The following is a 22,561-nucleotide window of genomic DNA, read 5'->3' as shown; positions in this document are numbered from 1 at the left end:
TTGTTATTTATTTAAACTTACAAAACGCCCACTACCATTGTAGTTTTGTGTGTTATGCTAAACCTTTCCTTAAATTTATTAACAGTATGTATTCTATAGAAGAACTTATTGAGTTTCATAACGAATGTGAATTTCTTGATTTCAAGCAAGAGGAATATAACGAAAACAATAAACCTCATTTAATAAAAGATGTATTAGCTTTCGCTAATTCCCCGGTGAAAGGGGATCGTTACATCGTAATTGGCGTTAAGAAAAAAGATGGTGAGATTGCTCTTTTCAATATTGAAAGCAATACCGACTCCGCGCATATTCAGCAATACATTCATGCCAATATCACGCCTGACATTCAAGTTTCATACACTTCATTTTCTTATAAGAATTTTAACCTGATGATACTCGCTATCAAAAATCCGGGTGAACAACCCTACATGACGTCAAAGGATGTATTTTATAAAAATGGTAAGCTGGCTTTAAAGGCAAATGAATGCTGGGTAAGAAAGGGAAGTTATCAGGTTATGGCGACAAGGAGTGATTTTGAGCGCATTTATGGAGCCAGAATTGAACAACAGGACTTTGATGGCATTATAACTGTTGAATTTTCATGCAATAAAAGTACTTCGTTAACTATAGAGCCATTACGGAACCTGGAATTTCCTTCTAAAAAGGCCAAGGAGAAATTAGAAAAAATTATCGCTCATAAAGAGGGTTTAAAAAGCAGGAACGATTATCAATATCAAGCATCAATTAGAAATAACTTTTTGGCCATTTGGGAACCGGTACCCTATGAAAATAGAGACATAGAAACTTTAAAAGGTAATCTTGAAAAAGTTTCTGAAACATATCGTGATGACGATTATTTCTATCTTTTTGAAGAAATGGCGTTTAAACTGAATCTAGAGATTTTAAATACAGGTGAGGCTTACCTCGAAGACGCATCTATTAGTTTGATGATTCCAAAACTGAAAAAAATGCTTATTGCGGAGAAGGTTTATTACATTCATAGAGAACCCAGAAATCCTATGATACCATACTCACCAAGAACTCCCAAATTTGACGAACTAAATTATCCTGAAGTCAAAGAGGAAGAAGGATTTTACGTAATTAATGCAATGTTAGGTGACATTAAGCACAATATATCTACAAAAGCTTTCAAAGCGCCAATCCGTATTGCATTTGGTGACATACCACCGGGAACAACTTTACCTGTTCAGTGCATTATATATGGCCGAAATCTAAGAAACCCACTTAGAAAGGAACTGGCCATAATTATCAAATAAAATTCAAGAGTCTGTATATAATAGATTATTGACTTTGATATTTAATAAGTATTGTACAAATTATTTTAAGGAGCTATTACCTCTTCTGCAATTCATTCTTTTCTTTTTCCACCTGTAAAAGACGTTCAAGCAAAGCAACCTTTTCGTCATACAATTCTATTATCTTTTCTATAGGATTGAATGTACACATGTAATTGTTGTTATTAGAACTACTATCCTGGAACGTATTAGATATAATATTAAACACAGCTTCTTCTGTAAAGGCTTTAATGGCTTCAGATGATAACCCTAGAACTTTTGCAATCTTCAATAAGGCTTCATCTTCTACTTCGGCACTTTGTTCAATTTTAGAAATAGCTTGCTGGCTTATACCCAATTCAGCTGCCAATGTTTCCTGCTTAATTCCACGTAGCTCGCGAAGTTTACTGATTTTTCTGCCGATATGTAAAGTTGGTTCTGCCATCGTTCAAAGGTATTATTTATCGTAAATGTACAAAACAACCCATAATTTGTAAAATACAAATCGATATGGTTCGCTACGCTATTGGTCTGCTATTCTTTTGTGTTGCCGGTCAATGTAGGCCGGATTAACATAAGTGCCATGAAAATCCATCACTTTAACTTATCAGATTTTCACCCACGATATATTACCGAACAGGAAGTTAATGATCCGTTGATGGTGATTAGGGATTTCTTTTCAGTGGATTGGCTTACGGGCCATCTGGACAGTTTGAAGCGCTGGCGTAAATATGTGATTGAAGATGCTTACTATAAAGACAAAAGTAGTGGTCCGGTCAGCTTATTATTTACGCATAAGCTAACCATGAGCCTGATCGAGGCTTTATACATCCTAAATTTGTCAAGATCGGCTAAGCAAAGCCTAGTCAAAATTCGCCTCAATGTTAATGCACAATTACAGTTGGAACAGTTAAGTTGGATAGATTACCCGGTTTACCTTTCAGAAGAAGAAGTGATCAACCCTTACCTTGCTATTGCTCATTTTTTTAAGGCATACACAGTCGGGCAATATGGTGAACTGCTTAGAGAATGGCTGGAAACCGCGTTATCTACCAGTGCTGCAGATGAGACGCTTGAAGCATCAGATATCATTTACGTTTATGAAAACCTGCAAAAACTCTATGAAGCGGCATGGGTCATAAGGCAACGCGAGATAGAGTCGCCGATTCTAAAAAGGTTTGAAATCGAGGAGCCTAATTTGGCAATTGATCAAATGCGGTCTGAGTTGTCTTTGGTTCACTTGAATTGTGCTTTCAATGGCACGCTTACTGTTACAGAGAAACTGGGACTAGATGAATTGGTCAAGATCATACGAAACCGTGTTCCTTCCGTACAAATGATCATTCACTTGGGCACACATTCCAAACCAGAGGCATATTATTTGTTGGTGGTAACGGACGAGAAAGACAAGTCATTTGAACATGATATCATACATACCATAGAAGCGATCTGTAAACCCCTGATTGATGTTTGTGTGATAGTGCATAAATCCGATGCTTTCATTAGGGGGATTAGTGAAGGTGGCCGCTTTTTCTGCAATGCTTTGGCGAAGTGCGAAATTGCCTATCGGTCAGCTGAGCTTGCGCTACCGAAATTACCATCTGTTGATAAGGGCTTAGTTCAAATGCAAAACGAAGCGATCTGGAAGCGTTGGGGCAAACAGGGGAAAGACTTTTTAGATACGGCTTTGCATTCCTATGATGAAGGTAACTATGGCCTTTCGCTATTTCTCATGCATCAGGCCGTAGAGAGCGCTTTAAGTGCAATCATATGGATCAATTTAGGTTACCGTCTGTCGATTCATAATTTAGAGCGGATGTTACGGCTTACTTTGATGTTTACAGATGATTTGAGGGGTATATTTGAGATCGGTCCTGGCAAGGATGCCGGGCTTTTTGACTTGCTGCAAAGTTCTTACACGTCTGCCAGGTATAAAGACGATTTCAATGCTGATTCGGAAATGGTAAAAGCTTTGTCCGATATGGTCTGCAAGCTTTTTATAACGGCCGAAGGATTTTATACGCAAGCCATGGATAAATTGAGAGAATAAACCCTATATCAAAAGGCCGTTGACACTTTCTGTTTTGTAGATCTTTAACATGGGCGGTGCCTTCGGCTCGGGCATTCCGCTATATCTGCCTTTTCAGGCAGGATGCCGCTACTTTCCCTACCGCAACTCCGGCATTTTTGCTGCGCTGCAAAAGCCTCCGTTTGAGAGACAAAAACGGTTGTCCGTATTTGTCTGACGCGAACAGCGATTGCTCCGATCATGGACGCCAACACTATTTTCGAAAGAAAACGGACAAAAGCGGCGTCAATCTCGGTCAGGCATCGCGTACGAACGCATAATGTCCTCCGCTATGCTCCGTCCACCCTTCGGGACTTATAGTTCTCCCGCTCTGCCTTACGACCGCTCCTTTGACTTTCTTTTTTACCGTTTTTTATTTTGAAAAATAGCTATCCGGGAGGGTCGCACGGGTAGATGGGAACCGTCGTTACTTTACATGATTAGAATCCTATAATTGTAGCAACTTAGGTTTATAGAAATATAGCAATCTAAAATCATAGCATGCTATAAATCTATAATGCTATAAGCAGTTAGGGAGGATTATAGAATTCTATACTTCTATAAACGGAAATAAGCAGATGTGCTGTGTTATATAATTATAAAAGATATACCCGGTTAAAACGCTAAAATCAAATCAGTTGATCTGGTCAAAAAGTACCGGAAACTAGAAAGTTTCGGTGATAGAAATAAACGGGTTCAGGCGGGCTAAATTTGAATAAAGAAATGATTTATCATACCGTTGAAAGACATGTAGTCGATTATTAAACTGGATACGAATAAGCCTTGAATGAGGCAGCTATCAGAGGCCTTTTATCCTATGGAGTCAATGGACGAAAGACTTTTGAATACACCAAAATTGCCTATGATCCGCTGGTAGGAATATGAAACTGCCCGCTTCGCAGCAGTTAGCAAGATGTACAATTGTGTCACAATTGAATCTTGCCCCGGCATCCGGGGAAAACTGCCATTAAGTGAAAATCCTCCGAAGTCGGATTTATAAGATTCAAAACCATGAGTGCCGAGTTAGATAATAAATCAAGATGGCATAACACCCGGCTTAAACCCGAATAGTACCGACTGGTCATACTTTCCAGTTAGCCGGTCCTCTTTTAGCAGTTGGCTTCCCAAGTGAGGCTATCTTTTTATTTAATAAAAAAGCGAAAATTTCCTAGATAAAATTAAAACCGGTGTATTTATAAATAGCTGTAAGCCCAGGCGCTTAGACAAAAATATTTTAAGAAAAAAACGGTCGTTTCGATTTTTAGAGACTATTTATAATAAAGCGATTATGATTAATTCAATTATCACGGTGGATTTGGCCACCATCGAAGACATGCACCAGTTAGGGCAGTCCGAAAATTTAGCCATTTACTTAACAATATTACTGGACGACCTTGAGAAAGGCTCCGGAATAAATTTACTGCGATTCCCTGAAAAAAGCTCCCCGGTGAGTTATGGAATCCTGACGAATGTTGACCAGTTTGCAAATTGGATTGCCCCTTTTCTGTATAAAGGATAATGGTATTCCCGCCACGCAGTTTATCGTGGCGGGATTTTTTCTATATTCACTATTGTAAAATAATATGGATAAACCTTATTGGTATAAGTTATTGGATTATTGGGTGTTTACTGAGGACGGTTCCGGCCTGAGCATACCTTTTTTAGTTGGTGTGCGCCAGCAATTCATGGCGGGCGGGATAACTAGCGGCCCCATTAGTAGCCTGTTTGATGAGATCGTGAATGGCACCGCCTTTGAACATTGTGCCACAATAGAATTTTGCCGTACCATAGATGCCTACCGTTTAGGGTTGGTTAAACGTAGTGAGATTATCACACCATATTTTACCAATGGAAGTGACGAAGCTACGCTGGCGTACAAACAAACTGAATTTGGTGGTATGGATTTAACTGCTATGGTAAATACCTTGATCACTGAATACGGTGAGCAGATTGCAAGCGGCAGGTTTTCCAAAGGCAGATCCGCGTTCGGGATATGGGAACCATTTACCCAGGCAGACCGGTTATTTATAGAAAATGCTTTAAAATAATGGATATCGCGGCATTAATAGAGGATAATGATGAATGTGTTTTTCTGGATTTTAAACGGGAAGAATATCATGACAGTAACAAACCTGAAATGATTAAAGATGTATTGGCTTTTGCCAATGCGGGATACACCCATGAACGATATATTATTATCGGTATTAAAAAGGATCATGAAGGTTTGACGGTTAATCCTGTGGAACAACCGCAGGATTCAGCTGCTATTCAGCAGTATATTCACGAAAATATCACACCTGAGTTATCGGTCAGTTACATTTCCTATTCTTACCAGGGGCAAAATATTATGGTATTGGTTATCAGTGATACCAATGAGCAACCTTATTATCCTAAAAAACAGCTCAACCGGGGTAATGGGCCATTCCTTCGGCCAAATGAATTCTGGATCAGGAAAGGTAGTCGCAATGTTGCCGGGATACGGGAAGACCTGGAAAAGGTTTACGCCCGCCGTTATGCGCAAACTACCCTGGAGGGAAAAATTGATTTGACTTTTAAGAACGGCCGGCAAAGTATTGAACTGCCGATTTTGGAGACGCTTGAATTGCCTTCCGAGCAGCATAAAGCCGAGATCATCAAAAATTTAAACCACCGTCAACATATTTATGAGAACCATGGCAGAATCTATATCGAAAAGTACGGGCATTATTCACCAGATGAAGATGGTGACAGCTATGAGGCCATGGATATCAATACCCTGAAAGAGCGCCTTGCCAATGTGGAGCGCAACTATCATGATGAAAACCATTATCACATATTTGAGGAACATGGTGTTAAACTGCAACTGACGATCGCCAATAACGGTAAGGAACACCTGAAAGATGCGATGATCGAAATGGTTTTCCCCGTTACGACAGGATTTTATATTACAGACCGGGTTCCGCTTACAACTTACCAATTGAGCGTTGCCACAGGCATAGATTACCAGGCCGGATATCCAAAAGTTAAAGTACAGTATGAACAGATCAGGGTGAGCCACCAAATTGGTGAGATCAGGCATAAAGTACCTACTGAGGTATTTACCAAACCCTTGCGGCTGGCAGCGCTGGAAGTAATGCGCGGTGCAGATCTAAAGGTGCAGGCTACCATTTATGCGGCTAATTTACCTAACCCGCAATCGTTTGAATTGACTATCAGCTTTAAATAATATAGGATTTTATTTTTTATTGCCGTTGTTATTTCTCCTCCAATTTCGCCTTTAAACTTTGAACTATATTAGATGCCATCTGCCGGACATAAATACCGTTCTGCCAAACTTGCTCTCGGATATCCCACCAATTTTGAATTTTCAAATGTTCATTTACACTAAATTCAGCAAGCGCACCTATATAGTCGTTATGACGATGATAAGGTTTTATTTTATTTTTATAAGCTCTAAAACCAGCCCGGTAATCTTCCGGTAGTAATTCAATACCAGTTAAAATCAGGACGGGGTTGGCCGGGCGACTTGTAGTGCCTTTGTGAAAATGCTGTACTAAAGTCGTCAATAACTTTACTTCGTCTTCGTTCAAAGCCTCGTTTAGTGTAGCCATCACTAGAATGGAACCCGGAAATTCATCACCGAGGGCAACCATTCTTTCCACATCTTTAAGATTAAATCGTTTATAGGTTTTGCATTCGCAAAACAAAAGGTCGGGCTGTTTAAATTCATCCCTGCCGTTTTGGAGCAGTAAACATAAGTCAACTTCCTTTGGGGTTTGACCTTGGGTTTTACCGATTAATTCAAAACCGAATAAGGCTGATACTTTTTCGCTATGTCCGGTTATCTCTGTTTGAAAAAGACTGAGTGTAGCGAATACCGCCATTACACCATCGGCTTTGTTTGCCCTTGAAAACGGGCCAATGCCACGGTAATGCCAGACAATATCACTCGGTGCACTCATTGGTAAGCTATATTGATTTCGGCAGATTGGGCACGTTATAGTTGCCGCGATGGTTTCCGGAAGGAAAAATCCATGCTGTTCGCAGACACTGCATTGTATCTGAGCGCCCATTTCAATAATTTTATGTTCTAAAAGCCTGCCAATAAAAGTTTGGGCATCGGTTACTTTTTTTATAGTCAGTGTTTTTTGGATTTCTGCCACTAACTGCGCGTAGGAAATGACTTTGCCACCTTCAAAAAGTTCGATAATTTTTAAAGGGCCTGCCCGCAGCAGGAATTTACCTAACGTTAGACCACCAATATTTTTCAGTACCTCTTTAGCTAATTTGCTATTAGAGGTTTCTTTAAGTGTTTGATCTAAGTTGGAAAAATAAGATTTAAAAAAATCCAGCGCTTTTGGCAACGATAATATGATACTGCTATCGCTACGGTTCACTGTACGGTGAATACCAGCCGGTGACAAACGCCATTCGCGAAAGTCTATAGGCGCCGCTAATCTTCGCAATTGCATATCCGTTATACCGGATAACAGCGTAGCATACTCTGCGTGGCCATCATGTACTGAAATATCCAGGATAACTTTGTAAGCAGCTTCCCGTGCTAAATTCCAGTCGTAAAAAAATGGCAGATGCTGTGCTTTGAATTCAATACGGTTTTCTTCCACATCATAATGATCATAAAAAGCATCATAAAATGGGAGTTCACTTTTAATGTGGTCAGCATCCTGATATTCATAATTAGCCCAAAATCTGGGAAACCAGGTTTGCCACGAAAAACTTGTACCATTCAATTGCGCTGTGTCTGCTGGTTTAGCTATTGCCCAGGCTGTATCGATCTGTTCTTTTGTAAACCTATGCCCGATCAATAGCCTTATCGAACCCATTTGCCCGCCCTCACGTTGTACCGCCCAATTCGTAAATCGCAACACGTAATCCTTGAAGTATGGTTTATCCATAAGGTCGGTTGCCAGGGGTACAACTTTCCATCCCGCCGCCCTCAAATTCCAAAAATTCATCACATCCTGAAGCCGGTCTGACCGCATGAAATATATCCCTGAACCCATTTTATAGGGTTTATTCGACCAGATTCTAAGCTTATGATATACCAGGTCTATGATATCAATTTTTGGAGCGACTGCATAATCCACCATTTCATCCCAACCAATTTCCGGTTGCTCCAAAGCGTCGTTCCCTTCAAACATACGCTCAATCCCTGTTCTCAGCTTTTCACTGGTACTGCCCATCAAAGCATTTAGCAAAAGATTTTCAGGCGCAACTTTGGCTACACTGAAAACCAAATCATCATTGCGTAAATATTTAAACTCATTTTCAAGGTAATACTTGGCAATCTCTAAAGTAATGATCGCATAATCATTTGTTCCATTTTCAATGGCTGCCAGGTATGCTTCAATCGTTATGATTTTACGTTCACCTGCAATATCTTTTATAGCCGCCTCCGACAGGTCATCATCGTAGAGTACAACATCAGGATCGTAGTTTTCCAATGTAAAACGGTAGTAATCAGCCGTAGTAATTGGTATTCTAAATTCTTGCCGGTATGTAAATGGTAGTTCTTCATAATAAGCAAATATCGGTGCATAAGTGCCTCCCCATACCGAACAAGCCAATTCCATAGCCCGCTGGAAACGTTGATTATTATCCGGTTGTATTAAGAAAAAAAAACGGATCGGGGCGGCTTTCTGATTTATTCCGGCGTACATAAAAATCTCATAATTAAGCTAAAGCTAATAAATATTTGTGTTTAAAATTTGCCGTTGCCTTCGGCTGGGCTTTCTGCTGTATCTGATGCGCAGGATGCAGCGCCAATCCCTAACGGGCGCTTAATTTTCACTGTCGTTCCAAACAAGCTTTTTCAAGCGCAAAAGCGTCAGCGTTCAGGCTATTTAACCGTCGTGGCATAGCAGGTCTGCAATATTACAACAACTATAAACAAGCATTAATAATCACAACCATTGAAAGGTTGGTAAACATCATAGCCACTCTGATAATTATTGCGGGGATCATTTTATACCTGATAAAATAACAGGAATTAAATTTTTTAAAAATTGCCCAGTGGGCCGGCGATGCCGGCCCCAGTACGCCCCCTGGTTACATTACTGATTTTTTTAGCGGTGCAAACAGGGGGCGCTATCATTAAAATTAAATTAATCGTTAATCTTTTGATCCTTGTCAAAAATGAGTGAAGTTTCAATCGGTTTGATAAAATGAAGATGTTTTTCATTATAGAAATTAAACAATAATACCCTCTTGAAGGTCGTAGCACCAAATGCATTGCGTAAGGCCTTTACAAATAGGTCTTTTTGACCGACAGTTTCAGCTTCATCAACCCAAATCAACAATATTTCTGATTTCCCGCCATTCTTACGTTGAAATATGTTTTCAGCTTCGTCAATTATATCGTTTTCAGAAAATCCTATGTTATCAAAATCATAGTTGACAAAAACGTTACCCTTACCTCCGTAATTTGAATTAAATCCTTCAGGTATCGCCTGCAAAGTGATCAATGGCGTTAATTTCTTCACCCGCTCATCTTTTACTTCAAGATTAAAAAATTGCTGCGTTCTTTTACTTAAATCCGCGAGATTTTCTTTTATCATACGAGCAATCTCTTGGGACAATGCCTTGTCATCTTTTTTACTATTTGTAGGAATGACCATCGTGTCAGGCGTATAAATCGAAACATTAACAGGAATAGGTACAGCGCCATATTGTTGTACCTCCGTTGCGATCTTAATTGCTCGTTTAATTGCAACGTCCTTACGCTGTAAGTATGACGTCAATGTAAACCTGGTTATTTGAATTCCAACTTTATTTTTACCCACTGTCATGATGACATCTGCACCTTTGTGGCTATCATCTTCGCTAACCTGAACACCGGAAACTGGTTCATCGTTAAAAATCATGTGTTGAGCGTAAATATTTGCAATGAAATATTCCTCCTGCTTTTTTGAGGTCAGTAACTTAGGTGCTAAATAGGTAGGTAACCCCCGGTTATAAGAAAATTTAAAACCGCCAAATTGCTTATTGGAATTGCCAAATTTTAGTGAGGTCATAAATATGGTACTTAAAGTTTAGACTTCCACAGAAAAAAAGCCGGATTTTCTCGAACGCTTTGGGTGTAATCACGATAATCTTTGTAACCTTTGGAGAGCGCCAAGCCAAGTCCAACTAAACTTATCCCACCAACAGTCATCGAACCCACTAATCCACCAGCTGTTAACACACTATTTAAAAACATCTGTTTGTGGATATACTGAACTTTCTGTTTGATTTTTGCAGCCTGAACTTCATTTAGTTCATGAAATATGCTTTCCGTTTTTAGTTTGACATCTTTTGGATCGGTAAGGATACGAACTTCCCGAAATTGTTTTTCTAACTCCAATCTAAAATTTGTGAAGACATCAGCGTCATTCTCCCTGACCTGCATTAGTTTTGCGGTATCTATCTTATCTAAAAATGGTAGTTCAATGTTTAATAGCTGTTCAGCAGTAAATGTTGAAATATCTTTATGATTGTCGAGATTCATGGTCAAAAGCTCATGCTTCAAAGAATTTTCAGAAATATATTTTGCATTAAGTTCTCCTGCAAGGTAAACTTCGCCGAAGGATTGATCGAAATAGGCTTTAGCACATGAGTTTTGTGATTGTGTTACCCATGCCTCAAAAATGTCCTTTTCAGGTTCTGTGGGTGGCATATATTGCGCAATCTGCGCCATACCGGTGGCTTCATCATAAGATAAAACTTTACGTTCGGTAAGAAAATATATAAAGCCGTTATTAAAACGGTCGCCATCAAATTCGATGTTAATAGCTCTTGTTGGTGTTAATGGCTTGCCGTCCAAAATTGCCCAACCACCACCTTCAATTTTACTCATTGGGCTAACTACACACCGTTCGCGAAAAAATTGCATAATGTTCTGCGGTAACAAATCATTATTGTTATTTACAGGAATTTTATATGGTAATTCTTTGGGTGGCTCAAAATGGTAGGTAACTGGAAATACCTTTACATAATTTCCTGCAACCATGGGCGTAAGCGTTTTTAAATAGCGCGCTGCTTTAGTCAAACCATCCAAATTTTGTTTTTCTGGAAATCCAAGGCTTTCTGACATTGCTTTTTCGGTAGCCGTGTCCAGGTTAGTATATCGAAATAAAGGATCTGCCACAATATATTGATTCATATAAAGGGCAGTCTGCTTTAAAAGATCGAGTGATGTATATTGAGCAGATGTGAAAACATTTAATGCTGATTGACTTGCGTTAACTTCAATTTTAAGTCGGTCAAAATTTGTTAAAACATAATTCCTGTAATCGATCAGCTCTTTTTCAATCCGCTGTTTTGATTCATTTTTAAATTCCTTAGAAAGGGAATACTCATTGAAAAACAGGCTATCGGCAAGAAAATCGTATGCTACGTGGCTCATAATTAAAGTTTATCAAATTTAACAAACAACGCGGCAAACCAACTATTTTTGTAACCGAATTCAGGACAACACTCTGACTACTTTTAACCTAAATATGCCCGGAGAAAATCGCTATTTAATCATTGGAATTGATGAATATCCTTTAAAAAGATATAAACGCATTTCTAATGCCAAAGTAGATGGTAATCGTTTTGCAAAGGTATTACAGGAGAAATACGGGTTCACAGCAGTACGCGAGCCTATGTATGATGATGAAGCAACGCACGACAATATCGCCGATGCTTTAATGGACTTATCTCAAAGTTCATTTGAGGAAGATAACCTAATCATTTACTTTGCGGGACATGGGGATCAGCATCCTACATCGAAAAAGGGTTATTGGATACCGGTAGATGGCGAAAACGATGCTAAAAAGTTCATCAAAAATTCTTCCGTATTTGATGATCTGGAAGCAATTCAAGCAAAACATATTTTGCTCATTTCTGACTCCTGTTATTCAGGAACCTTCATATCCAGAACCAGGGCTTCCGGCAAAATAATGACAGCAGACGAGTTAGATGCTTTGCCTTCACGGTGGGTATTCGTATCGGGAGGTGAAGAACCTGTTAAGGATGGCAAACCTGGAGAAGGTAGCCCTTTCGGGATCGCACTATGTAACTACTTAGAAGAAAATATTGCCCCGGTTCTTACTGCAGGTGAGATTTTCAATGAAGTCATTCGGGCTGTAGAAAATAAAGGCGGGCAGCAGCCTCAAGCTGATGAAATAAGATGTGATGCTCATGAAGGTGGGCAAATGGTATTTCGGTTACGAACCGATAAAAGCGGCGATGATGATGTGCCACCACTTGAACCAGTTAGGTTTCCTTTACCGGAGGCCAAAATTGAATACTACATTCCAAGATTGTTGACCTATTACGATCATCAGGAATCAAAAGATATACAGTTTTTCCAGCCGGAAGTAGGTAAAATTTACCTAAACAGTTTAATTCGTTCGCATAAACGCATTGTTTTGTTAGGTGCAGCAGGCTCAGGTAAGTCAGTTGAATTGTTATCGCTTGCTCATGGACTTCAACTTACCAACGAATTATTGAATCCTATTTTCCAACGATTTAACACCTATACAGAAGAAAATATATCGGATTACCTGCCGGAAAATTGGCAGCAGTCCGATCCAAGCAATTTAGTGCTGTTTTTAGATGGACTTGATGAAATCCAACCTAAACATTTTCAAACCGCCATTAGAAAGATTAATGCGTTTTCACAACAAAACCCGCTTGTAAGGATGGTAATTTCGTGTCGTAATAATTTTTACGAATTGCCTTATGAAAATTTCTCTGGAACGCTGGATGGGTTTTCAGTTTATACACTAAATGATATCTCCGTTCCAGAAATTATTCGGGTCGTTTCAGAAAAATTCAATCTTGATGGTGATGATTTTATTACTAAGGTTCATGGCTATTCGTTCTTAGATTTAGTTCAAAAGCCATTCTTTTTAAATATTCTGATAAAATATTACAAAGAGCATAATGACTTTAGTGGTGGTCGTGCCGGTATTATGGAGGAGGCTTTGTTAAAATATTATATCAACGATAAGCAGCATTTTGTAGCAACGGTTGCGCCACTATCAAAAACATTAATATTTAAACTTCTTGAAAAAGTGGCCTTCGTAATGGAAATGGTGGGCAGAAATTTTGTTACCGAGGAAGAATTGCTAAAAATATTTCCAAACAAAGAGGAACAAGATAGGTGCCTCTACTTACCTGCATTCAAAAAATCGGGCGAGAACGATAGATGGATGTTTGAGCATAACAATTTGCAAGAATATATCACTTCGCGGGTTTTAAGTAAGAAAAGTGCAAGTGAGATCATTAAAATAATTGCGGTATCAACTGCCGGAGAATTACGTGTTAAACCATCCTGGGTTAATACCCTTTCCTTTTTTATTAGCATTGCGGATGATGATTCTGTGCAACAAATTTTTAATTGGATTATTCAGCACGATCGTGAAGTAATTATAAAGTTTGAGCCTGAGCGGTTGAGTGTTACTCAAAGAGTAGGTCTTTTTAAGGATATTTTCAATTTCTATAGTGGTCGTCAAATTTGGCTTCGCTCCAATAAATTTTCAGATAAAGATTTAGCACGGTTTGGGGAATCAAAAGAGATATTGGAATATTTATTAGCGTTAATTGTAAATTCTCCAGAGAACCGTATTGCACGATTGAATGCCGTACATATTTTATCACATTACCATATCAGCCGGTTTTACGATTATTACGAACAGATCAGAGCTGCGTTATTAGGGTTGTTAGAAACACCCCAGCTTTCAGCTAATGATGCTTATGTCATAATCGGTGCATTGTCGGAATTGAAAATAACTAATGCTGAAACGATAGAAAACATTGTAGCTAAGTACAGGGAACGCCGAAATCAGTATATCAGAGCAGCATTATACAAACTATTAATTACCGCAAACGCAGTAGATAAATATGTAGATATTTTTATTGAAGGAATTGATTTGGCAGATCTTGATTCACCATCGAACGACCGTGAGCAAGTTAACTTATTTGATGAAACACTGTTACTCAAAATTGGTATTCAAAACATTAAAACTGCTAATGGCTTAACTACTTTAATTGATAAATTAATTCATTCTGAAAATAAACGGGAGTTGTTGATGTCAGATTATCATGAGATTTTGACTTCTCTGGTAAACTCAGCCGTTAACTTATATCCCTACGAAAAAGAATTATTTTCTCAAATCTTAAATTTGTTTTTAGCCGACGTAATGAGCTATCACAGTCATACTCAACCCAAACTTGTTGATTTCTTCGACCGCACGGATACTCGTTGGTTGGCATTTAAAACTATTTGGGAAACTACTGAGCACGAAGGGTATGTAAAGGGGGTAACATTAACAAAGCTGCTGAATCAAAATATTATAGATCATTTCATTGATTATATTCGTAACGCTGCAAATTACAACGATCAGATTAAGGAATTTTATGATTTCATTTTTTGGAATAAAAGATCAGATGATGCCGGATTTGAATTGATTGAGCATTTTGAGAAAAAAATTCTATCTGATTTTAAAATCATTTTAGAAAGACCCGTTGTAAAAGACTGGCAACAAATCCATCGAATGCGTGAGCAAACAGGATTTGATCTTTGGTTCGATGATGATAAAATGATAAATGAAATACGATACGTTTTTAATGAAATCGGCAAAAAGGAATTATCGCGGGACGAAATATTTAATTACAATCACCACTCTGATCTCACCCTTGAAGATCGCATTCCCAATTCTGTACATTTGATATTTAATCATCTCACAATGCGGGGAAGAATTATATCTGAGGAAGAAATCGTTAATTATATCATATCAAATGAGGATTACCAAAATTTTAGAATAAGTCATATTCATTCAGATATTTTAAATAAAAAGGATTTAAAGATAAGTCCGGAGCAAATTGAATTTATTGATACCTGGGTACAGGTTAAGGGTAATAGCAGAAAAATATTATGGGATTTTCTAAATAAATTTAACCTCAAGGTAGCGGAAGAAAAGGTGCTGGATTTGACCAATTTTACTCACTTTAATTACGATGTTAAGCTTACTGACCCTGGTAGTATAGAACAACTCGAAAAGTTCGTATCGCCGGTTAAGATCAAAGCAAAAGTTGCAGAAAATCTGAGCAATCCTAATTTAGATATGATGGCTTGGGTTAATAATGCAGGGTATGCCTTACGTAAAAACCTTTCAGCCTCTTACAATAATATACTTGATAAATTAGAGCAGACATACGAATTTGAATATAAATTTCGTGAGATATTGGCAGTTTGGTTTGAAAAAACTAAAAATGTTGAGCGTTTAAAATCGTTAATCTTGGCTGTCGGAGGTTCATATTTAAGATGGGATGCTATAAGATTATTAGAAGATAAAAATACAGAAGTTGAATTTTTAAATTCTTTGTTTCACCAGATTATTGATTCAGTAGGAGAAACTTCGGAAGAAAAAATACAAGCTGGAAATCATTTAATGAAACAAAATGATTTGTATGGTTTTAATTTCCTTGCCGATTTGATTTTGAGTAATCCAGATCCTGGATTCGATTTTCGGTTAAACCTGGGAAGCATATCTTTATTGCGGGATATTGCAGCTGTTCCCAAAATAATGTTGATGTTAGAGATAGCTAAACAACCTGCGTACAAAACAGATGTTTTTAACGACTTTGAAGACCGTTTGCTTAGCGCTTTACACAATATAGGTATTCAATCAAGTCACAACTATTTGTTTGTCAAAACAGCCATCCAAAAGTTTATAGTAGACCACGAGAAAAATATAGCAAACGTAAATTTCCTGTATTTCTCAATTGTCCAAATGGAAGAACAGATTAAGATTAAACAGACTAAAAACTCAAATATCGAAGAAGCTATTAATGAGTACAATTTATTATTAGAAATTTAATAAACCATTGTACCTCATACTGTAAACCATCAGAATTGTCGGTGTGTTTGACCTTGAACCCGTCACCAAGAAAAAATAAAGTTTGTTGTTGACCGAAATTCCGTATTTTTATAAAACCAAAGCATTCCCGCGAACAAGGAGGTGAACAGCTTGGAGTAGTCCTTATAAATTACTGAAATATAGATATTTACACAGTTGGGTTGTCTTCCTGCCATCCCGACAACAGCGATACCAACAAGTATCAAAACCTCTAAATTATACAATTTAGAGGTTTTTTTATTTTTAGATTTACCTCAGTGCATAGTTCAAGTATGAGCTGCTAAGCCAATCTAATTTATAATTATTTACTCCTGTAATCTGCTAATTATTTGCTGTATTTTTTCACAATATCAGGCAATTCATCAAGCGTAAGTATCAAATCGTGATTATATACCCGCTTTAAATACGCTTTATCAACTGCTGTTAAATGCCCGGTGTGCCACTCCATCCACCACGACCAAACGATGCCCTCGGCTACGCATTTATCCGGGTCCGGTGGTATACCACATTCATGGTAAGCAATCGGGATGTTTCGATTACTTATTTGTTTCGCCTGTTTGTACATATCAGCATGCGGACTGTCATCACCATAATCATCAGCGCCAACAATATCTACATATTCATCCCCCGGGTACCATGCCGTGTCAGGCTTTGATGTATAGCAGAACACCCAAATCAAATTGTTAAGCTTTTCCTGTTTTACAAAGTAATTGTACATCGTTACCCAAAGTTTTTTTAGCGGCTCCGAACCTTGTTTACTCCACCAAAACCAGGTGCCATTCATTTCGTGAAACGGGCGCCAAAGCACAGGCACTTTAGCATCTTTAAGCTTTTTTAATAAGCGGGCTTTTTCTTTTAATTCAGCCCACATGGCAGCATTTTCAGGGGTACCTTCTTCAAAGCATTTAGCTATATCAATCTCTTTCTTTGAATTATCATAACCCTGCCCCTTAGTTGGCGCGCCCCAATGCCACATTAGGGTCGGTATACCACCTTTACGCCACCATTCAATCGCGTGTGCTACTTCATTTTCATTTTCGGCGCTATCAATAAAATCCATCCCGCGAATAGCAGGCTGCTTGCCGGTAACCTCCTGAACATACTTTAACTCACCCTCGCCCCACTTTACATCCATTTGGCCCGACAATGTTTTTTTGCCGTTTATGGCGAGTAGATAGTTATACAATGCCTTGGCTTCTTTTGATGCTTTTTTGTTGGATAACTTTGCAGTTTGCTGTGCCATAGTTGGAGTTGATACCACTAATAGCGTACAGAATACAGCAATAACAGAAATGTATTTTTTGGATAGCACTGTTATCATAAAACTCTCAAATATAGACAGAAGTATGGATCAAGACAATAACACTAATCACTTAGTGCCGTTATCGTTAATCCTTACCTTCAAACCACCCGGATCATAGTCTTTTGGCAAATATTCCGGCGGCATGGCGGTTGCATGACCGTCCCGTACGGCTTGGTATCTTGGCGACATGAGTTCGATCCCCGCTTCATTAAACACATCCTGAATATTAGCATGCAAATCAGAGTAAATGGCTGCTTGTTTATTTGGCAATTTTGTGAATGCGTTTATGCGATAGCTCACATAAAAATCATCTAAACTGGTTTGAAATACGTAGGGTGTGGGCTCCTTTTCAAGCAAATGAGTACGTAGCGCAGCATCAATGAGTAATTGGTGCACCTGCCGCCACGGCACATCGTAACCACAAGTAACTGTTGTATGTATAATCAAACCCTTATGCGTTGCATCGCTGCTGTAATTCACGGTATGGTTACTCATAACCGCGGAGTTGGGTATGGAAATAATCTCATTTTGAATGGTTCGGATGCGGGTAACCAGCAGGTTCTTCTCAATTATATCGCCGGTTACCTCACCTATTTTCACCCTGTCGCCAATTTTAAAGGCGCGCATATAGGTTAATACCAAGCCTGCCACAACGTTACCTAACGCCCCTGCAGAACCGAAGGTGAACAATACACCCACAAAGACGGAAACGCCCTTGAATATCGGCGATTCGTTACCTGGCAGATATGGAAATATAACCACAAGCATAAATGCCAATATTAATACCCTGATGATCTGATATGTCGGGTTTGCCCAATCCGGATAAAAGCCGGGAATAGTCAACTGGCCACGTTCAATTTCCAACTTTATAAAGTTAAAAAAACGCAGTACGTACCGAAATACCACTATCAGTATGATGATAGTAATCAGGTTTGGGATATAGTTCCAAATGGCCTCACCTATACGCCGTAACGGACTTAAGATGTAGCCAAGCAAGGCGGTTGAAATATCACGCGTAAATGGAAATATGCTGAACAGTATGGTAAGCGCAAAATAAACCGTAATAAGTATAGTAACCCAACGCACCAAACCGATAGCAGTATTTAATAAACCCAACTGCCTGGCCGGTGTGAGCAATTGATAGTTGCGTATATGCACGCCCTTTTTTGATACCCGCTCGCTTAAAGCGAGTTTACCTGTAAACCACTTAAACAGCCTGTTGATAAAGAATATAAGCAAGCCTAATACACCTAATACCAATAGAGCAAGCAAGCCTTCTTTCACAAGGGTTTGAATGCTTGTTTCGTCGCGATGGATAGTGACCGCTTTGCCCATGGCGGCACGCAGTTTTTGAGCCAGCTTTTCGCGGGATGTATTTTCCCAAAGGGCATCCATGTCCGATACGGACATAATTAGTTCATCAGCATAAATTATATCAGTAGTTTGCTCGGCTTCAATTATTTTTAAAGAGTCGGAGCTAAAGCGATAATTCTCTGAAAGCCTTATTAATCGTTGTTCTATAGCCTCTGCCCTGTCCTTAGCGGTAAAACTTCCCTGCTTTAAGTAAAGCAAAAAAACAGTGTCACGAAACGGTTTAACCGGAAAACCCTTTACAAACCTTCTGAGTGAATCAACCTGTTGCTTTTGCCTGATCGTTCTTAGTGAGTCTTTTTGTTTTAAGGCACTAAGTTCTTTAACTAATGCAGATCGTTGTTTATCATCCACTGTTAAGCGCGCTACTTTAGCCTGTAGCTCCGCTCTTTTAAGCGAGTCAGCAATTCCTTCTGCAGATAATTGCTGTACGCTATTCAGCTGATTCTTAACATTGTCAGTATGAATGGTATCAGTTCGGTTAAGGGCTGTCGAGTCTGCCGACTGAGCGTATGTAAGCACATTCAAGCAAAATAAAAAACTAATCAGTAAGCATCTCCTCATACACAAACTTAATTAAACTGCTTTATTAACAGGCACAATGCGCTAATGTTGTATCACAAAAAAAGCCATCCTTTCAGATGGCTTCAAAAGAATATCCTCGTATATTAAATGGTTATAGTTTCGCCTATGGCCGGTAATAAAAGTTTAATACCGGCTTGCTCAAAACGCCCTTTAGCATCTTCGGTATCAATCATAATAAACCCGAAGGTGTTATAATGCACACCTACAACGGTTTTTACGCCTACCATTTTGGCGGCCCCAATAGCATCGTCAATACCCATGGTCAGGTCATCACCGATAGGTAGAACAGCATAATTAAGATCAGCAAAACGCGGCACTAACTGCATATCCATAGTTAAGGCCGTATCGCCGCTGTAGTAAAAGTTGCCGTCATCGCTTTTTACAGCAAAACCGGTTGCTACGCCGCCATAACTGCCATCAGGCATACTGCTGGAGTGCACAGCGGTGAAGCACTTTACTCTGCCAAAATCAAACGCTAACTGCCCTCCCGGGTTTAGCGGATGCGTATTGCTTACACCATTGTTATTAAACCAGGTGTGCACCTCAAAACTGGCAATAACTTTTGCACCGGTACGGTTTGCAATGCTTTCCACATCGATCATGTGATCGGAATGCCCGTGCGATACCAAGATGTAATCAGCCGGGATGGTATTGATATCAATTGCCTTAGCCAATTCATTGGGTGTAATGAACGGATCAAAAAGAATATTTTTTCCGCCTATTTTTACGGCAAAGCAGGCGTGTCCATAATAGGTAAATTCCATTTTAATATAATTTGTGGTTACTCTAAAAATAGTTAACAGAGGCTATAATTAATTGTTGCGATAATTTACTCAACCAGGCTTTTTATATAAGGGTCGGTAAAATCAGGCGCGAAGTGGATGATGTTATTTAAATAATCGAATTCATTCACTTCATGAGTAGTGGTAAGGATAACCGCCTTCATACCCGCATTACCGGCGGCCTCGGCTCCTTTGGGCACATCTTCAAAAACAAGGCAATCATCCGGGGATACATTAAGCAATTCTGCGGCTCTAAGAAAAGTCTCAGGGTGCGGTTTGCTAACAGTAACGTCATCAGCACTAACCACCACAGGTATGTATTTGCGAATATTCAGGCCGTCCAGTACAAAATCAATATTAAAAGGTATAGCAGCCGAACCAATAGCCATCAGTATACCTTTGGTATGTGCACTCTCTAAAAATTGCTGCAAGCCGGGCAACAATTTTAATTCAGGCAAAAAGGCTTTTTGATAGCGCTTTTCTTTTTCGAGCGACAGTTTGTCCATCTCCTCCGCCGTAAAGCGATCCTTACCAAACATGCGCACCAGCAGTTCGTGATTTTTACCGTACATGTTTTGCTTAACCTCTTCACGGGTAAAATTACCGCCAAGGTCATTGTTCAAAATATCTTCCCATGCAAGGGTGTGATACCACATGTCATTGATCATGGTACCGTTTAAATCAAATATGATTGCTTTCATTGAGTGCTAAGGTAATTTAAATGGTAATATACTGACCAATATAAGTTTCAACATTGATTTAAGGCTGACAATTAGCGTTCGGTAACGTTTGCGTAGTTTTAAAGGAATATACCTTATCACTTTGCGTTTAAACTTGTTATAATCGCATCAAATAAAATTATCGTGCAAAGCTTTTTAAATGAAAACTTTTTGCTTACAAATGATACTGCGAGGGAGCTTTATCATGATTACGCAAAAGATCTGCCCATAATAGATTACCATTGCCATTTGCCGCCCGATGAAATAGCGGATAATAAAACGTTTGAAAACCTGACAGATGTATGGCTGCGCGGCGACCATTATAAATGGCGAGCCATGCGTACCAATGGTGTCAGCGAGGATTATATCACAGGCGCCCGTAATGATTATGAAAAATTTGAGCAATGGGCGGCTACAATTCCTTACACCTTGCGCAACCCGCTTTACCATTGGAGCCACCTGGAGCTGCAACGGTACTTTGGCGTTAGTGATATTTTATCGCCCAAAACGGCAAAAAATATTTATGATGCCTGTACAATCAGCCTGCAAAAACCGGAATTCAGCACGCGATCATTGATCACCCGTATGAATGTGGAAGTTATTTGCACAACAGACGATCCTATTGATAATCTCGCTTATCATCAGCAACTTTTAAAGGAGGGCTTTGAGGTGAAGGTGTACCCTACCTTCAGGCCTGACGCCGCTATGAACTCGGGTGAGCCTGAAGCACTGAGCAACTACATAGACAAGCTTGCCGCCGTTGCCAATAAAGATATTAGCACGTACGATGATTATTTAACAGCATTGAAAAGCAGGCACGATTATTTTGCTCAGCATGGCTGCGTTCTTTCCGACCACGGGATTGACCATATTTATGCTGACGACTACACCGAAGCTGACATCAAAACTATCTTTGATAAAATAAGAGCAAATACGCCAATAAGCCCGCAAGAGGAAAATCAGTTTAAATCAGCCATTTTGTTTGAGGTTGCGCGATGGAATCATAAAAAAGGCTGGACACAGCAATTTCACCTCGGTGCACTGCGTAACATCAACAACAAAGGCTTAAATACACTTGGGCCTAATACCGGCTGGGATGCCATAGGCGACTTTAGCCAGACAGCGGCACTGGCGCGGTTTCTTGATAAATTGAACTCGGAGAATGCATTGGCCAAAACTATTGTTTACAACCTGAATCCGGCGGATAACGAGGTTATCGCGTCAGTTGTTGGATGCTTTAATGATGGCGAGGTTGCAGGTAAGATGCAGTTCGGCTCTGCCTGGTGGTTCCTGGATCAAAAAGATGGAATGACACGTCAGTTAAATTCACTTTCGAACATCGGCCTTATCAGCCGCATGGTGGGTATGCTTACTGATTCTCGCAGCTTTTTATCCTATCCAAGGCATGAGTACTTCAGGCGCATTCTATGTAATCTTTTTGGTGAAGACATTGAGAATGGCGAACTACCTGCTGATATAGAATGGACAGGCAAAATCATTAGCGATATATGCTACCATAACGCCCGCAACTATTTCAATTTTAGATAACGA

Annotated in this window: 15 protein-coding genes; 7 read left to right on the top strand and 8 right to left on the bottom strand. The window is 39.3% G+C overall.

Going from position 1 to position 22,561, the window contains the following annotated elements:
- Positions 1-86: 86 nt before the first annotated feature.
- Positions 87-1,277, top strand: coding sequence for an AlbA family DNA-binding domain-containing protein (locus LT679_RS03670; protein WP_232175623.1), 1,191 nt, complete (start codon positions 87-89; stop codon positions 1,275-1,277).
- A gap of 76 nt (positions 1,278-1,353) precedes the next feature.
- On the opposite strand, the gene LT679_RS03665 is transcribed toward LT679_RS03670, so the two are convergent.
- Positions 1,354-1,740 (bottom strand): helix-turn-helix domain-containing protein, encoded by a 387-nt coding sequence (locus LT679_RS03665; protein WP_232175621.1) that lies wholly within the window; start codon positions 1,738-1,740, stop codon positions 1,354-1,356.
- A gap of 138 nt (positions 1,741-1,878) precedes the next feature.
- On the opposite strand from LT679_RS03665, the gene LT679_RS03660 reads away from it, so the two are divergent.
- From LT679_RS03660 to LT679_RS03645, 4 genes are all read left to right on the top strand, one after another.
- On the top strand, positions 1,879-3,345 hold the full coding sequence (locus tag LT679_RS03660; RefSeq protein WP_232175619.1) for a HEPN domain-containing protein: 1,467 nt from the start codon (positions 1,879-1,881) through the stop codon (positions 3,343-3,345).
- Between the two features lie 1,306 nt (positions 3,346-4,651).
- Entirely contained in the window at positions 4,652-4,882 is a 231-nt protein-coding gene (locus tag LT679_RS03655) for a hypothetical protein (RefSeq protein ID WP_232175617.1), read from the top strand.
- A gap of 64 nt (positions 4,883-4,946) precedes the next feature.
- A complete protein-coding gene (locus LT679_RS03650) occupies positions 4,947-5,411 on the top strand; it encodes a hypothetical protein (RefSeq protein WP_232175616.1) in 465 nt (154 codons plus the stop codon).
- A complete protein-coding gene (locus LT679_RS03645; RefSeq protein WP_232175614.1) occupies positions 5,411-6,568 on the top strand; it encodes an AlbA family DNA-binding domain-containing protein in 1,158 nt (385 codons plus the stop codon). The genes LT679_RS03650 and LT679_RS03645 overlap by 1 nt, the downstream gene beginning before the upstream one ends.
- A gap of 28 nt (positions 6,569-6,596) precedes the next feature.
- On the opposite strand, the gene LT679_RS03640 is transcribed toward LT679_RS03645, so the two are convergent.
- The 3 genes from LT679_RS03640 to LT679_RS03630 all read right to left on the bottom strand — a co-directional run bounded on the left by LT679_RS03640 (position 6,597) and on the right by LT679_RS03630 (position 11,746).
- Positions 6,597-9,023, bottom strand: coding sequence for a hypothetical protein (locus LT679_RS03640; RefSeq protein WP_232175613.1), 2,427 nt, complete (start codon positions 9,021-9,023; stop codon positions 6,597-6,599).
- A 444-nt stretch (positions 9,024-9,467) separates the two neighbouring features.
- A complete protein-coding gene (locus LT679_RS03635; protein WP_232175612.1) occupies positions 9,468-10,376 on the bottom strand; it encodes a hypothetical protein in 909 nt (302 codons plus the stop codon).
- A gap of 11 nt (positions 10,377-10,387) precedes the next feature.
- Entirely contained in the window at positions 10,388-11,746 is a 1,359-nt protein-coding gene (locus LT679_RS03630) for a hypothetical protein (RefSeq protein WP_232175611.1), read from the bottom strand.
- 94 nt (positions 11,747-11,840) lie between these two features.
- Here LT679_RS03630 and LT679_RS03625 point away from each other — a divergent pair, with 94 nt between their 5' ends.
- Positions 11,841-16,211 (top strand): caspase family protein, encoded by a 4,371-nt coding sequence (locus tag LT679_RS03625; protein ID WP_232175610.1) that lies wholly within the window; start codon positions 11,841-11,843, stop codon positions 16,209-16,211.
- A gap of 364 nt (positions 16,212-16,575) precedes the next feature.
- Here the strand turns inward: LT679_RS03625 and LT679_RS03620 are convergent, their stop codons facing one another.
- The 4 genes from LT679_RS03620 to LT679_RS03605 form a co-directional block, all read right to left on the bottom strand.
- Positions 16,576-17,571: a glycosyl hydrolase gene (locus tag LT679_RS03620; RefSeq protein WP_232175609.1), complete on the bottom strand. Its 996-nt coding sequence runs from the start codon at positions 17,569-17,571 to the stop codon at positions 16,576-16,578.
- A 48-nt stretch (positions 17,572-17,619) separates the two neighbouring features.
- Positions 17,620-19,446 carry a mechanosensitive ion channel family protein gene (locus tag LT679_RS03615; protein ID WP_232175608.1) on the bottom strand — a complete coding sequence of 609 codons (1,827 nt, stop codon included), beginning with the start codon at positions 19,444-19,446 and terminating at the stop codon, positions 17,620-17,622.
- A 146-nt stretch (positions 19,447-19,592) separates the two neighbouring features.
- A complete protein-coding gene (locus LT679_RS03610) occupies positions 19,593-20,273 on the bottom strand; it encodes a metal-dependent hydrolase (protein WP_232175607.1) in 681 nt (226 codons plus the stop codon).
- Positions 20,274-20,338: 65 nt separating this feature from the next.
- On the bottom strand, positions 20,339-20,992 hold the full coding sequence (locus LT679_RS03605; RefSeq protein ID WP_232175606.1) for an HAD family hydrolase: 654 nt from the start codon (positions 20,990-20,992) through the stop codon (positions 20,339-20,341).
- 162 nt (positions 20,993-21,154) lie between these two features.
- Between LT679_RS03605 and uxaC the strand changes: the two genes are divergently transcribed.
- Positions 21,155-22,558 (top strand): glucuronate isomerase, encoded by a 1,404-nt coding sequence (gene uxaC, locus LT679_RS03600; RefSeq protein WP_232175604.1) that lies wholly within the window; start codon positions 21,155-21,157, stop codon positions 22,556-22,558.
- The last annotated feature ends 3 nt before the right edge of the window (positions 22,559-22,561 follow it).

The organism is Mucilaginibacter roseus (genome assembly GCF_021215455.1).
In the GTDB taxonomy this organism is placed as follows: Bacteria; Bacteroidota; Bacteroidia; order Sphingobacteriales; family Sphingobacteriaceae; genus Mucilaginibacter; species Mucilaginibacter roseus.
Note: the sequence above shows the minus strand (reverse complement) of the source record. Positions and strands in the feature narration are given on the sequence as shown.